The following is a 13,824-nucleotide window of genomic DNA, read 5'->3' on the forward strand; positions in this document are numbered from 1 at the left end:
CTCGAACGGTGGTCTCTTGCAAGAGGCCGCCGTTATCAGGCGTCACTCACTGACGCCACGCCACACGCCCATCACAAAAATAAAATGAGGTGCTCCCGTGGAAATCTCCAAGTCTCGCTGGTACAGCCAACTGTATGTGCAGGTGCTGATCGGTATCATCATCGGTGCAGCAATCGGTCACTTTGAACCGCAAATCGGAGCCAAGCTCCAACCGTTTGCAGATGGCTTTATCAAGCTCATCAAAATGCTGTTGGCGCCTATCATTTTCGGTACCGTCGTCGTTGGTATCGCCAAGATGGGCAGCATCAAGGAAGTCGGACGTATTGGCGTCAAAGCGCTGATCTACTTTGAAATCCTTTCCACCATTGCGCTGGTCATCGGCCTTATTGTGGTCAATGTCGTAAAGCCAGGCGTCGGGATGAATATCAACGCCAATACGCTTGATGCCAGTGCTATCGCCAAGTACAGCCAGGCCGCCAGTGAGCAGGGCGGGACAATCGAATTCTTTCTCAACATAATCCCGAGTACCTTCATTGGCGCATTCTCCAATGGCGTCATGCTTCAGGTCATTCTGCTTTCGGTCTTGATGGGCGTTGCCCTCGTTCAAATGGGCGAAACCAGCAAACCGCTGATCAATACCATCGACTTGTTTCTGCAAGGGTTGTTCAAGATCGTGGCAATGGTTATGCGCCTGGCTCCGCTGGGTGCCGGGGCAGGTATGGCGTTCACTATCGGCAAATACGGCATTGGTACCTTGCTGTCACTTGGGCAGTTGCTGATTGCACTCTACGTCACCACCTTGATATTCATTGTGATAGTGCTGGGGACCGTTGCTCGATGGTCAGGAATGCCTTTGTTTCAGTTCCTCCGCTACTTCAAGGACGAGATTCTGATCACGCTTGGAACCTGCTCGACTGAAGCGGTGCTTCCGCGAATGATGGTGAAACTTGAAAAGCTGGGCTGCAGGAAGTCAGTGGTGGGCATGGTGCTGCCAACCGGATATGCCTTCAATGCGGATGGCACCTGCATTTACCTCACCATGGCGGCGATTTTTATCGCACAGGCAACCAATACGCCACTGACGTTTATGGATCAGATGATCCTGTTGGGCGTGTTCCTGTTGACCTCCAAAGGCTCCGCTGGCGTGGCGGGTGCCGGGTTCATAACACTGGCGGCAACGCTTACAACCATCCACTCCATTCCGTTGGTAGGCCTTGTATTGCTCTTGGGCATCGACCGGTTCCTGAACGAAGCGCGCGCTGTGACCAACCTGATTGGCAACGGTATCGGCACCATCGCAATTGCCAAATGGGACAACTCGTTCGATGCAGAAGCCTGTGAACGTGAAATGGCCGCAATGAAAAGCGAAACGGCGGCGCGTAAAGCGTTAGTCACGCAAAAATAACCCGCATCGCTTACCGGTCATTGCTCCATAGAGCAGGGCGCAATGACCGGGCGCCTTTTTTGTCCTTTCTGCACTTTTGTAAAGCGCCATGCATGACAACGTGCACCAGCTAGAAGCAGAACACGAAGCCTCCATTAGCAAACACGTCTAGCTTTGTTCCCCTTGGCCAAAGCCTCCACACCGATGAAATCTCTCAACTACCGACTGGCACAAAGGCTGCAAGGTTTGCAGCAGGTCCACCTGGAACGTATTCCACCGGACAGCCCCTCGATCAACGACGATCGATGGGTCGAACAGGTCATGGATACAGGGCAGGGAAGTCTGCCAACACCGTAAAAGAACAGGCAAAGGCGCCTGAAACCGAAGGGTTTCAGGCGTTTTTTTTGCTTCTTAAATCGTAATCATCTTCTGAGGTGTGTATGAAAACAGCCGCACAATTGCTGAAACTGAAGGTCATGAAAAACCAGCAGGTACATAGCATCGCGCCAGATCAGATGGTACTTGAAGCCCTGAAGATGATGGCTGAAAAGAACGTGGGGGCTCTACCCGTAATAGAGGACGGGCAGGTGGTTGGCGTGATCAGCGAACGCGACTATGCGCGCAAGGTCGTTCTACAGGGACGCTCTTCGGTCGGTACGCCGGTCAGGGCCATCATGAGCGCACCGGTCGTGACGGCTGACAGTCAGCAGAGCATCGAGCGTTGCATGGTGGTCATGACCGACAGTCATCTGCGCCATTTACCGGTAGTGGAAGGCGATCAACTGATTGGCCTCTTGTCGATTGGTGATTTGGTGAAAGAAGCCATCGTCGAGCAGGCCGACCTGATCCGGCAACTGGAGCACTATATTCGCGGGCATTAAAGCGATCAGGGGTTTTGTACTGTTTTTACTTGTCGTTGAGAGGGGAGTCGCGCCGCATCGGGTTACTTGTCGGTATCGGGTGCCCCGATGGCACCGGCAAGTACCCGCTCTCTTCCAAGATACCAACCTGTCAACGCCCACACGCCCGCGCAGAGCGCGCCCACCACAGCGGCCAACACGGCACCCTGTCCCAGCAGGTCAAGGAAGCTTTTGGCCCAACCGCTGACAGCATCACCCGCCCGGTAAACTACGGTATCGATGAAGTTCTTCGCCTTGTATTTGGTTTCGGCATCCAGTGGCGCAAACAACATCTCGCGCCCAGGGCGGACAAAAGCGTACTCCCCAATACGGCGCACGATCATCACGCCAGCGAGCATGGCGAAACTGGGCGCCAAGGCAAGGCCAATGAATCCTGCGCACACCAGGCCGGGAACCACTACCAGCAAGCTACTCAGGCCAAACCGTTGAGCCAGGCGGCTTGTAATGAACAGCTGCGAGCCCAGTGCGCCGGCCTGTACGGCGAAGTCAATCATCCCAAACACGCGTACCTGTTCTTCGCGCGTCGGGAAACGTTGCGAGACCAGCCGGGCCTGCTCGAAATACAGGAAGGTGCTGGTGGTGGCCAACAGCACCACGAACAGGCAGACCATCAGCAGATAAGGCGAGCGCAGCACCTTGGTCAGGCCGCTAAAGGGGTTGCCCGCCACCGGCCGCTGTGGGTTTTCGCCAGGCGCCGCGCCGGGTCTTCCGGCACCGCCTGATGCCCGCCAGGCCATCAGGTAGCGCTTGAACGCCAACGCGAGCACCAACAGGAGCGCACTCACCAGTACCAGCCCGGCTTGACCCAGAAAGTTGACCAGCAGCGCACTGGCCGCTGGCCCAAGAAGACCACCAACGCTGGCACCCGCCGCGATGAAGGCGAACAGGCGCCGCGCCTGGGCTCTGTCGAACACATCGGCCATCAGGCTCCAGGCGACTGACACCACGAACAGGTTGTAGACCGAAATCCATACATAGAAAGTGCGGGCCAGCCACACGCTGTCAGGGTGCCGAGCGAATGCTGACGCGAAGCCAACGAGATTAAGCACGAAGAAACCGTAGACCCAGTCGACGAACTGCGCGCGCGGCACTACGGAGTTGAGCCAGCCGAAAAGCGGCACGGCCACCAGCATCAGTACGAACGTCGCTGTGAACAACCATTGAAGATTGTCGACGCCGGCCTGGATACCCATCGCATCGCGAATGGGCCGCAACATGAAATAACCACCGAACAGGCACAGGAACAAAGCAAAACCGGCGAATGCAGGGAGCAATTCGCCGGGCAGCGCATTGATCGCCCGGGCGGCGCGAGGACTGGAAATGCTCACACTATTGTTACATCCGTCATTTTTATTTATTCCTGGAGGGTATGGTTTCACTTTAGTGCACGGTGCCTGGATTGATTACCCATCGAGTAGTGCGCAGGCCTGTGATAAAGATTCAGCAATAGCTTCTAGCGGGACGTTCCGTTGAAAAGGGCGAGTACACCGAAGATCTCTTTTCGATCTCTCAGCATGAAGCGACTGAGAAAGTGATGGGCGTTTTGGATGCCATCAATGGACGATGGGGCAGGGGACGATGCGATTAGCGAGAGTTTCAGACCGATCCACCGCAGGGAACGGAATGATGCCGGCGCTCCTTCTCACCTCAGCGATTGCAAAGTTCTGGTGGAGCTCATGGGCGTTTTCGATCAGGGGTTGATGACCGCCTCGGCGTGTTACCGGCAACCTACACCAGCATCACGTAGCGACTATGATGTCGGTACCCCAGGCACATCCATGTTTATTTTGCGCCAAGCGGCTTCAGAAAAGCAGTAAGCCGAAAAGGCAATCAACCCCAAAGCCATTACCATCAGAATCAAACCTCCGGCTGGCAGGTTCTGGAGAGCATCGAGGGCTTCCTTCATGCCAGGAGGATCCATGGCTTTATAACGGGAGCCGCTGATCGCCAGTAGCAGCGCTATCTCAATAAACACCACACCTCGGGCTATGAGTCCAATCCGAGACACCGGGCGTATATAGCGCATCACGTCTTCGTCAGCCTCAAAGTACTTCTCGAACGAAGCCTTCCATCCCTTGATGATGTGAGCAATACCTACGCCTAGTGGGACGAGCGCCACGAGGTAAACCAACACGTTTGAATGATCCCAAGACAAAAGATGCGCCAGTAAATCCTTTGTCTCCCCACCTCCGGAACTGCCTGAACTCCTAACTCCGGTGATGAGTAGGCCCAATGCAAAAAACGCAAGAGCGCCATTAACCAAACCTCCCGCCAACAAACCTGCACGAATCACCAATCCCTTGAGTTTCGTACCGTGATGATCGACATCGCCAATTGCTTGCAGCACGCGCCACCCGGCAAAGGCTAGCAAACCAGCCACCACTAGCCCGACCAGGACATATCCGAATGGCTGGCTTAACAACGCCTCAAGGCTTTTGTGACTGTCCTTCGGTTTTGTCGAGTCTTGAGCCGCCAGGAGAGCGAAGATACCTATGATCAGATACAGAACACCTCGAGCGGCATATCCGCCCCGAGCGAGTACGACAAGGGTGTGTTGCGCGGACATGGGATTATTTCCGAGGAGTTATACAGGAGCAGACCTATCACCTCGGGAGAGGTTCGATATTTGCACCGCGGCCATTTTCTCAGGCCGCTTCATGCGTTTCCACTTCCTGATGTCTTCCTTGCTACGTCCGCAGCTCACACAAAGATCGCCGCTCAACTGGCAAACCGAAATGCATGGATTTTAGATTTCTTTAGCCATCGTCAAAAACCTTTGGTCACGCGTGATTGCGCCAGGCGTTTCTGCCAATCGCCACCATGGATGCGTTGGCACTCCTCCTCAGAGTCGAATCGGACGGTGTGATCTGATGGGCCCCAATCAACGCCTGCCTCGTTTAGCGCGATCGCTGTTAGCTCAAAGATCCGCGCCTTCGCGTTAGCCTGGGCGAGCTTTTTTTCGGCTAGCGTTTCGAATACCCAGGTCACCTTCAAGGTTTCAGGCAGCGCATTCAAATCTGCTGTGTGGGTAAGCCAGGTAAAGCCTTTGATCTCACCTTTTGCTGTCTCGCATGCATCGGTAAGCGTTGTAATTAAACGGCGCTCAATCCGTGCAAGTTCACGTTTACCTAAGGGCATAGCGGGCTCCTTTGGAGACCAAAAAATGGGAGGCACTCTGCACCGAGTGTAGGGAGACAACAAAGGTACTCAATGAGAGCCCCTACTCAGCTGACATCTCCATCTCCATCTCCATCTCAGGGCTGAGGGTGCCGAGCCAGGAAACCAGGCCCATAATGATAACCGCGACCGAGAACTCTAGAATCATGCTGCGGCGTAATGCGTTGATGGCGACGGTGTGAGTACCTGCCTGAATGGATCGCTCGAGCAGCGGGGTCAGGTGAAAGCGGTTCACCGCCGCAAATACCAGCATCCCCGCAAACAAGAAGACCTTTAAAGACAGCAGGGCCCCGTAAGTGCTAGTGGTCAACGTCTCGAATGCTGGCCCGACAACCAGCAGATAGTTGATGATTCCGGTGACAGCCAGGGTCGCGACGATAATTGCCCCCGCTGATTCAAAACCACTCAGCGTTCGAGCCAGCAACCGTATCTGCAGATCGCCAGTGAGGTTATTTGCGCGCAATAAAAGCGCGAATGCGGCGAGCGCGCCCAACCAACTGCCGGCACCCAGAAGATGAGCGATATCGCTGGTGAAATGCAGGTAGCGTCGACTGCCTTCATCCATAGCGCCATGTCCTGTCCAGGCCAGCGTCGCCAAGGCGATGGCCCCGCATAGTGAGACCAGCCAGAGGCTCAATGCCGGTGCCCGACGATTGAGCGGGGCGGCGATGACCACCACTGTCAATGCCGCTATTCGAACCATCCAGGTCAACCCGACGTCAGTTTCCATCAGCATCATTTGCAGGATGTGGTAATGCAGCTCCATGACGCTGGGCACACCACTCATCGTCTTGGCCATGAGCAGCATGGCCGTCATCGATAACAGTATGCCGATAACTGCCGTTCCTACCAGCAACGACCCAAAGTTCAATACGGCACCGTCTGCGCGCTCCTTTCCTTTGAGGCTATACAGGCCAAACAGGGCCAGCCCGAAGAGCAGCATCAAGTCGATATAGAGCGCAAAGCGAAGGCTGATGTAGATTGAATCATCCATGGGTCATTTGACTTTAAAGGTCATGGCGCCTGTGATTGGGTGTGTATCGGAAGATACGGCGCGCCACTCAACCCTGTAGGTGCCGGGTGGAAGCGGTGCTGCCGGGGTGATGACCATCATTTTCGGATCGGCGCTGCCCGCGACACTGGCTTTGACACCCATGGGGGAGTGCGCTGACATACCCGGCATCTCGGTCATGATCAGTTTTGCGCCGGAAAACTGGGTGGTGAGATTTTCTGAGAAATTCAATTCGATTTTTGCTGGTGCAGCCACCGCAGTGCCTTCGGCTGGGGTAGAGGACAGCAATTTTGGATGCGCTTGGGCAACACCACTCAACAACAGACCGGTGCTGAGTGCAGCAACAGTGATGAGGGTTTTCAGAGGTGACATGCAAAGCTCCTAACGGCCTGAGCCGTGGATCGGGGTTTTTTGTTTGAGTTGCGTTGGGATGCACGTATCTCTCAGTTTTAGAACCACATCCGCACACCGGCGACAAAACGTGTATCGCTGCGCTCTTCACCTTCTTCAAGGAGGTAATCCGCTGTTTTTCCGTAGGCGTGGTTCCAGGTTACGCCGATGTAAGGAGCGAACTCGGGGCGTATTTCATAACGCAGTCTCAGGCCAACCTCTGTGTCAGACAGTCCGGAGCCTGTGGCACGTTGTGGATCGTTTTTGCCATAGAGGTTCATTTCAGCAGTGGGCTGCAGAATCAAACGGTTGGTCAGCAAAATGTCGTATTCGCCCTTTAGCCGCAGCGCGGTCTGGCCTGCCTCGCCCAGGTAGGCGGTGGCTTGCGTTTCGAAGTTGTAAAGTGTCATGCCTTGCAGCCCAAGTGCAGCCCAGGTCTGGGGTGCGCCAGGTTTGAAGTCTTGTCGCACACCACTGACCACATCCCACCAAGGGCTGATGGCGTGCCCCCAGAGCGCTTGAAGCTCAGCGCTTTCAGTCACGCCGTTGGTTCGCTCACCTTCGCTGCGTAGCCAAAGACGATCGGTGTCGCCGCCAATCCAACCGTTCGCTTCCCAACGCAGTGCGCTGCCCTCATTGGCGTCTTGCCATTCGAGTTGATCGATCAGGAAAAACGAGTTGATCGAGCGGTCGTGCATCTGGTGGCCGGCATGGCTTTCAAACACCGCTGCGCGATCAGCATCAGTGAGCGCCGGGATAGGTGTACGGTTTTGCTGGGGCGCGGCGGGTTTCATTCCCTGCATTTGGGAGTGATCCATACCCTGCATTTGGGAATGATCCATACCCTGCATTTGGGAATGATCCATGTCCTGCATCTGTTTGCCGTCCATACCTTGCATCGGCTCGTTCTCCCCATACGCAAGCGGCATGATCCCCATCCCCAGGATGCCCAAGCCGGCGAGTATCGGTTTAGCGGTTCGTTGAAAGTTCATGTCTGGCTCCTACTCCTGCACACGGACTTCGCGGAACATGCCCATTTCCATGTGATACATCAGGTGGCAGTGGTACGCCCATCGCCCCAGAGCATCGGCAGTCACGCGGTAGCTGCGTTTGCTGCCTGGCGGCATGTCAATGGTGTGCTTGCGAACCATGAAATCACCGTTTTCATCCTCCAGGTCACTCCACATGCCATGCAGATGAATGGGGTGCATCATCATGGTGTCATTGACTAGAACTACTCGGATGCGCTCTCCATATTTGAGATGGAGCGGCTCGGCATCCGCGAATTTGACACCGTCAAAAGACCAAGAGAACTTTTCCATGTGTCCGGTCAGGTGCAGGGTGATGGTGCGGCTCGGTTCCCGGCCATCGGGATCCGGGAAGGTGCTCTTCAAGTCTGCATAAGTCAGTACCCGGCGACCGTTGTTTCTCAGTCCCATGCCCGGATCATTGAGTTTCGGCGTGGGGCTCATCGCCTGCATGTCGATAAGTGGGTTATTCGCTTCCGAGGCCGGGTGCGGCTCCATCGAAACTGTGCCGTTCATGCTGTGCATCGAGTGGCCAGACATGCTTGTCGAGTCTGGCATCTGGCTGTGATCCATGCCTTGCATCGAGTCCTGGTCCTTGCCCGTCATATTGCCGTGATCCATGCCAGCCATATCACCCATGCCCATGTCGCTCATCGTGATCAACGGACGTGGATCCAAGGGCGGCACAGGGGCCGAAAGCCCTTCATGTACAGCCAGCGTACCTCTTGCAAAACCGGTGCGATCCATCGACTGGGCGAACAAGGTGTATGCGTTTCCGGTGGGTTCGACAATTACATCAAAGGTTTCGGCTACGGCAATGCGGAACTCATCGACGCTGACCGGATTCACGTATTGCCCGTCTGCTGCGACGACGGTCATCTTCAGGCCAGGAATGCGCACATCGAAGTAGCTCATGGCCGAGCCATTGATAAATCTCAGACGCAGCCGTTCGCCAGGCCTGAAAATACCTGTCCAGTTGCTGTCGGGAGCCAGCCCATTGAGCAAGTAGGTGTAAGTGGCGCCGCTGACGTCGGCAAGATCCGTGGGATTCATCTTCATTTCAGCCCACATTTTTCGATCCGCGACGGTGGAAGACCAACCGTTTTTGCTCACGTCATCAATGAAATCGCCGACAGTGCGCTTGTGCATGTTGTAGTAACTGGATTGTTTCTTGAGCTTTTTCATGACCCGCTCAGGGTCTTCATCAGTCCAGTCGGAGAGCATCACCACATAGTCCCGGTCGTAGGTGAAGGGTTCGGGGGCTTTTGCATCGATGACCAGAGGCCCATAAACTCCGACCTGCTCTTGGAAACCGGAATGACTGTGATACCAGTACGTGCCGTTCTGTTTGACCTTGAACGAGTAAACGTACATGCCGCCCGGTTCGATGCCGTGAAAACTCAGACCCGGTACACCGTCCATATTCACGGGCAGAATGATGCCGTGCCAATGGATCGAGGTGTCTTCCTTGAGCCGGTTCCTGACCCGCAACGTCACCGTATCGCCTTCGCGCCAGCGCAGTATCGGACCTGGGAGGCTGCCGTTGATGGTCATGGCGGTGCGGGGCGTGCCCGTGAAGTTCACCCCCATCTCACCGATGGATAGCTCGAAATCAGTATCGGCAAGCACATTCGGCTGCCCCTGGCTGGTAATGGCCCACACCGGGTTGCGCCACAGCCCAAAGCCCGCGAGTACCCCACCTGCCGCCAAGGCTTTCACGAAAGTGCGTCTTGATGTTTTGGAATGCATGGAGGGGTTTCCAATAAGTCAGAATCCAGGCAAATGCGGATCCGCTGCCCCAGTGCGGCCAGGGTGCGCTTCAGGAGTGCGGTGCCAGCCGCTATCTAGCGCGCAAGATGCCACATGAACGGAAGGCCGGTGATTACATTTCCGTAAGGTTGGCAAAAGGTAGCCCGACTGGTGCTGCGCTTGAGCAGTACCCATTGGCTTGTGATGCTTCGACAGGCCCTGTCTGGTTGGTCTTCAGGGGTTCTCCAGTTTTAAACAGAGCGCTTACTGACAGCAACAACCGCAGCCGTTCCCGCCACAACCTGAGGTTTTCTTCTCTTTTTGGACGGCATTTGCCGAAGACTGCGCGGGATAGCCAGCTTCTTCCAGGGCTGCAAGCAATACATTGCAGTCCGAATCACCGCCGACCTTCACCCGACCCGATTGCAGATCGACGGCCACTTCACTGACTCCATCGAGTGCGTGCAACGCTTCGGTTACATGCTTGACGCAAGAGCCGCAGCTCATGCCCTGTACTTGCAACTCAACGGATTTCATAGATGATTCCTCACGAAAAATAGTCGTAGAGATACTGATGTATCCGGCTTTTTGTGGCCTTGGTTTATCCTCAACCTTGTCACGGTAGTAAGGTCAAGCAGGTTCTATGGCCCAAACAATCGCAATGCGGCGCAGGTGCAAAGCGTTGCCGTGGAGCAATACGCCCAAGAGCAACCGACGCTGGATCTCGTGGCGTTCTTCTCAAGGCCGGTACAGGCTCGGGGTCTGTTCCAGAATCGCTCGGGTGAAGTGGTCAAGCGTTTCCATGTTCAAATCGAGAGCCGCGAAGAAGGCCAGCAGCTGATCCTCGAACGTTTTCTCTACAGCGATGGCACGCGTCAGCGCCGCGTCGGGACGCTGCAGCCAGCCGGTGCCGGGCGTTGGCGTGGTCGTGCGGACGACGTAGTGCGGCTGGAAGAGAAAATCGCCAAGCTCAAAACTCAAATGAAGGAGCTTCAAGCGATCGAAATCCAGCTCAATGAATCGCCGGATAAACAGGTCTCACTGACCGATCCAGACGCCCGTTCCATGATGACGCGCGGCACAGGAATCGTCGGCTACAACGTGCAGACAGCGGTCGATACTCAACACCATTTGATCGTTGCGCACGAGGTGACTAACGTCGGTTCCGACCGCGATCAACTCAGCTCGATGGCCAAGCAGGCTCGCGAGGCGATGGCGTCAGATACGTTGTCGGTGGTGGCTGATCGAGGTTACTTCAAAAGCGAATAAATCCTGGCCTGTCACGATGCAGGCATCACCGCCTATGTGCCCAAGCCGATGACCTCTGGAGCCAATGAGGGAGGGTGAGCACTGTCTCTGTGCTCTGTGCTCTGTGCTCTGTGGCTAGCAACCTAAAGCCCGTCGATCATCGGCTGGTGATTCTCCGGACTTTTAATGCTACGTAGATACACGTGGCTTGGGAGACCAAACCGATAAATGACCGACTACAACTAAAATTTCTCGAAAGTACGGAAACCGTTTTTTCAAAAAATTAGTTCTCTAGTTTTCAATTTGTTAATTCGGAGTTCTAGGTGCGGCAATCGAGAATTAATGCGATCGACTGTAACTGACTGAAATTTCTAGCTGTTTTTGTTTCGGATAGTAATGATGCGACTTTGTATGTTGAAAGTCTCATTTTTACTTCAGAAACATTAGGGGGAAGTGCATTTTTATTTGACCTGGATTGCATGAAAGTCGCATTTTGTTTTACAGAACCGCAGTTCGCATTGCTGAAACTAGCTATCGAGTGATTAACGTCTGTCGCTTTCATGAAGGTGTCAGCGTTTGGTTAATTAATCGAACTTCTATGACGAAGCCCGGTACGTTCGGATAGGCGGTTCGGACGAAGCCGGATAGATGGGGGCGAGTTGAGCATGTAATTTCAGCGAGCAAACAGTACATTTAGTACTGCATGCACCTTCAGCGCTTAGCAACAACGCATATAAGGTTCTTCACGGAATCCCGAAACACAGAAACAAAAACGCCGATTTGGTTGATGATGTTCGTGCGAGCAAACACATCTAACAAACCAGCGTTCTTATGCCCGATATTAATACTTTTCTTCCCTTTTTGGAGGGCTTTCTGTCGTCACGATCAAGCCTGATGGCGACGCCCTTCAGATTGATTTGACACCCCAGGCCACCCGATTTCCATCCTGCGGCGGCTGTCAAAAACCTTGTTCAACCACGCATTAGTACTGCCAACGAGTCATTCGTGATTTGCCTATTCTCGGCCGTGTGGTGCGCCTCAGCGTGTTGCTTAGACGTGTCGGTTGCCGTGATTGCGGCAAACGTATGGAGGCCGTCAGCTGGCTGGATCGCTATGCCCGGATGACGCGCCGTCTGGCCGATGCCGTCATTCAAGCTTGCGAGCGCCTTCCCACGTTACATGTCGCTCAGCTATTTGGTTTGCATTGGGATAGCGTTCGGCTGCTGGAGCGTCGAGCCTTGCAAGTGGCGTTGAGTGTTTTGCCCAAGGCGCAACCACCACGCCTGGTGATGGACGAGTTCGCGTTATTCAAAGGTCATCGTTACGCCAGCGTTGTCATGGATGCCGATACCCGGCGAGTGCTGTGGATCGGTGAAGGCCGCAGCCGAGCGGCAGTCAGGCCGTTCTTCGAAGAGCTGGGGTCGCAAGGTTGCGCTCAAATTGAAGCGGTCGCGATGGACATGAACACCGCGTTTGACCTGGAGGTTCGCCAGCATTGCCCGAACGCACGAGTGATCTACGACCTCTTTCATGTGGTGGCTAAATATGGCCGTGAGGTGATTGATCGAGTCCGGGTCGACGAAGCTACCCAACTGATGATGTTCGATTGATGACGTAGGCGGCGGTAGAGGCTGTTGATCGTGTGTTCCAACCAGGGTTCAAGTACAGCAAAGCAGAGGTGCTACTGCTCAGCCTTTGCCAGAAAGGCGAGTACACCGATGACCTGTTTTCCATGTCTCAATCGGTCGCGACTGAGAAAGTCATGGGCGTGCTGGATTCCATCAATGAGCGATGGGGTAGGGGAACACTGCGCTTGGCGAGCGTGCCGACCGATCCTGATTGGGGGATGCGCCGGGAAATCGTGCTGGGCACAGCCATTGAGTTTTCCCAGGAGTTTAATGCCATCGTTTGCCGAAGGCGCGATCTGGACATGCCCATTCCTGCGGCTGACCCAGCATTGCATCGCGAAATAAAGCGATCGCTGGACATGCAATTGACTACCCAGCGCGACGAGCCGGCGCAGCGGGTACGCCAGATCGTCAAGATGCTGCTGCCCAGCGGACTGTGTTCTGTCGATGGGATTGCCCAGCATCTTGGCATGCATCGACGTACCCTTAGCCGACACTTGGCGGTCGAGGGAGAAAGCGTCACAAAGATCATCAATGCTGTGCGCGCTGAACTCGCCGAAGAGTACTTGGCCAACAGCAAACGCCGATTGTACGAAGTGGCCGAACTCCTCGGCTTTTCCTCAGCCGGTGACTTTTCACGCTGGTTCCGCAGCCAGTTCGGCAAGACACCCTCGGATTGGGCCGCCGCCTACCGAGAGAGCAAGGCGACACTGCCGCTTTAATCCGTTGGCCCGCCTTGCCATCGCATGATGGAGCGCGCGGCCATTATCGGCGATAAGCCCTATTGATATGTAAATAGTCCAGAGATCGAAGACGCTTCTGAGCGGATCCTTTGGGTCGTTTCCTGTCCGTCGCGAGAGGCAGAAAACGACCCAAAGCGGACTAAGTGAGGTAGTCCGCTCAGGCCAGAAACGTTTCTATCGCACCGCTACGGCGATGCCCTCGGCGGTATAAATTACTGCCCTGGCCTCGGCCAATTCAGCTGTCGAACTTGGCCGCAGCGGTTTTGCAGTAACGCGTTTTTTCTCTTTCTCGCGCAATACTGGCCAGAACAGTTGCACGGACCAGGATTCCACCTTTACTCCGACCGGCAGTCCATAGGCATCCTGAGGCCGATGGGGATGACCGCTGCTGGTTCCGTGCAATTTATCCCAGATATTCAGCACGTTGCCATAGTTGGACGAAGCATTGCCGTAACGACCGATGCCGTGATGCACGTGGTGGAAATCTTGAAGGGCGAACATATTTTCCAGACCATTGAGCACCTGTAGTGGTCTAATGAAACCGG

14 protein-coding genes and 3 pseudogenes are annotated in these 13,824 nt (G+C 54.9%); 7 read left to right on the top strand and 10 right to left on the bottom strand.

Annotated elements, in window-relative coordinates; translation table 11 throughout:
- Positions 1 to 97 precede the first annotated feature (97 nt).
- The 3 genes from dctA to PMI22_RS25820 all read left to right on the top strand — a co-directional run bounded on the left by dctA (position 98) and on the right by PMI22_RS25820 (position 2,265).
- Positions 98 to 1,405 carry a C4-dicarboxylate transporter DctA gene (gene dctA, locus PMI22_RS25825; protein ID WP_007943069.1) on the top strand — a complete coding sequence of 436 codons (1,308 nt, stop codon included), beginning with the start codon at positions 98 to 100 and terminating at the stop codon, positions 1,403 to 1,405.
- 183 nt (positions 1,406 to 1,588) lie between these two features.
- Positions 1,589 to 1,741, top strand: a complete 153-nt coding sequence (locus PMI22_RS31235) for a hypothetical protein (protein WP_157214397.1) — start codon at positions 1,589 to 1,591, stop codon at positions 1,739 to 1,741.
- Positions 1,742 to 1,824: 83 nt separating this feature from the next.
- Positions 1,825 to 2,265: a CBS domain-containing protein gene (locus PMI22_RS25820; protein WP_007943070.1), complete on the top strand. Its 441-nt coding sequence runs from the start codon at positions 1,825 to 1,827 to the stop codon at positions 2,263 to 2,265.
- A 62-nt stretch (positions 2,266 to 2,327) separates the two neighbouring features.
- Here PMI22_RS25820 and PMI22_RS25815 read toward each other — a convergent pair whose 3' ends face one another.
- From PMI22_RS25815 to PMI22_RS25780, 9 genes are all read right to left on the bottom strand, one after another.
- Positions 2,328 to 3,632, bottom strand: coding sequence for an NTP/NDP exchange transporter (locus PMI22_RS25815; RefSeq protein WP_007943071.1), 1,305 nt, complete (start codon positions 3,630 to 3,632; stop codon positions 2,328 to 2,330).
- Positions 3,633 to 4,054: 422 nt separating this feature from the next.
- Complete coding sequence (locus PMI22_RS25810; protein ID WP_007943072.1) at positions 4,055 to 4,870, bottom strand: DUF1206 domain-containing protein; 816 nt, start codon at positions 4,868 to 4,870, stop codon at positions 4,055 to 4,057.
- A gap of 18 nt (positions 4,871 to 4,888) precedes the next feature.
- A complete protein-coding gene (locus PMI22_RS30235) occupies positions 4,889 to 5,041 on the bottom strand; it encodes a DUF1289 domain-containing protein (RefSeq protein WP_238543869.1) in 153 nt (50 codons plus the stop codon).
- A 29-nt stretch (positions 5,042 to 5,070) separates the two neighbouring features.
- Positions 5,071 to 5,442 (bottom strand): hypothetical protein, encoded by a 372-nt coding sequence (locus tag PMI22_RS25805; RefSeq protein ID WP_007943073.1) that lies wholly within the window; start codon positions 5,440 to 5,442, stop codon positions 5,071 to 5,073.
- 82 nt (positions 5,443 to 5,524) lie between these two features.
- Complete coding sequence (gene copD / locus PMI22_RS25800) at positions 5,525 to 6,475, bottom strand: copper homeostasis membrane protein CopD (protein ID WP_007943074.1); 951 nt, start codon at positions 6,473 to 6,475, stop codon at positions 5,525 to 5,527.
- A gap of 3 nt (positions 6,476 to 6,478) precedes the next feature.
- On the bottom strand, positions 6,479 to 6,865 hold the full coding sequence (copC, locus tag PMI22_RS25795; protein WP_007943075.1) for a copper homeostasis periplasmic binding protein CopC: 387 nt from the start codon (positions 6,863 to 6,865) through the stop codon (positions 6,479 to 6,481).
- A gap of 77 nt (positions 6,866 to 6,942) precedes the next feature.
- On the bottom strand, positions 6,943 to 7,875 hold the full coding sequence (locus tag PMI22_RS25790) for a copper resistance protein B (protein ID WP_007943076.1): 933 nt from the start codon (positions 7,873 to 7,875) through the stop codon (positions 6,943 to 6,945).
- Positions 7,876 to 7,884: 9 nt separating this feature from the next.
- Positions 7,885 to 9,660 (bottom strand): copper resistance system multicopper oxidase, encoded by a 1,776-nt coding sequence (locus PMI22_RS25785; RefSeq protein WP_007943077.1) that lies wholly within the window; start codon positions 9,658 to 9,660, stop codon positions 7,885 to 7,887.
- Positions 9,661 to 9,924: 264 nt separating this feature from the next.
- The gene (locus PMI22_RS25780; RefSeq protein ID WP_007943079.1) at positions 9,925 to 10,197 is read right to left on the bottom strand and encodes a heavy-metal-associated domain-containing protein; all 273 of its coding nucleotides are present in this window, start codon (positions 10,195 to 10,197) and stop codon (positions 9,925 to 9,927) included.
- Between the two features lie 135 nt (positions 10,198 to 10,332).
- On the opposite strand from PMI22_RS25780, the pseudogene PMI22_RS32230 reads away from it, so the two are divergent.
- The 4 genes and pseudogenes from PMI22_RS32230 to PMI22_RS31825 form a co-directional block, all read left to right on the top strand.
- Positions 10,333 to 11,004: pseudogene (locus PMI22_RS32230) on the top strand (DUF3833 family protein); the annotation flags it as partial.
- A gap of 735 nt (positions 11,005 to 11,739) precedes the next feature.
- Positions 11,740 to 12,503 (top strand): annotated as a pseudogene (locus PMI22_RS32395) (ISL3 family transposase); the annotation flags it as partial.
- Positions 12,494 to 12,772 (top strand): annotated as a pseudogene (locus PMI22_RS31820) (DUF4113 domain-containing protein); the annotation flags it as partial. The pseudogenes PMI22_RS32395 and PMI22_RS31820, both read left to right, overlap by 10 nt.
- A 66-nt stretch (positions 12,773 to 12,838) precedes the next feature.
- Positions 12,839 to 13,258: a helix-turn-helix domain-containing protein gene (locus PMI22_RS31825; RefSeq protein WP_338010173.1), complete on the top strand. Its 420-nt coding sequence runs from the start codon at positions 12,839 to 12,841 to the stop codon at positions 13,256 to 13,258.
- A 195-nt stretch (positions 13,259 to 13,453) separates the two neighbouring features.
- Here the strand turns inward: PMI22_RS31825 and PMI22_RS25765 are convergent.
- On the bottom strand, positions 13,454 to 13,824 hold a 371-nt coding region (locus PMI22_RS25765; protein ID WP_007943084.1), incomplete at its 5' end, for a sterol desaturase family protein.

It is taken from the genome of Pseudomonas sp. GM21, assembly GCF_000282215.1.
Lineage (GTDB): Bacteria > Pseudomonadota > Gammaproteobacteria > Pseudomonadales > Pseudomonadaceae > Aquipseudomonas.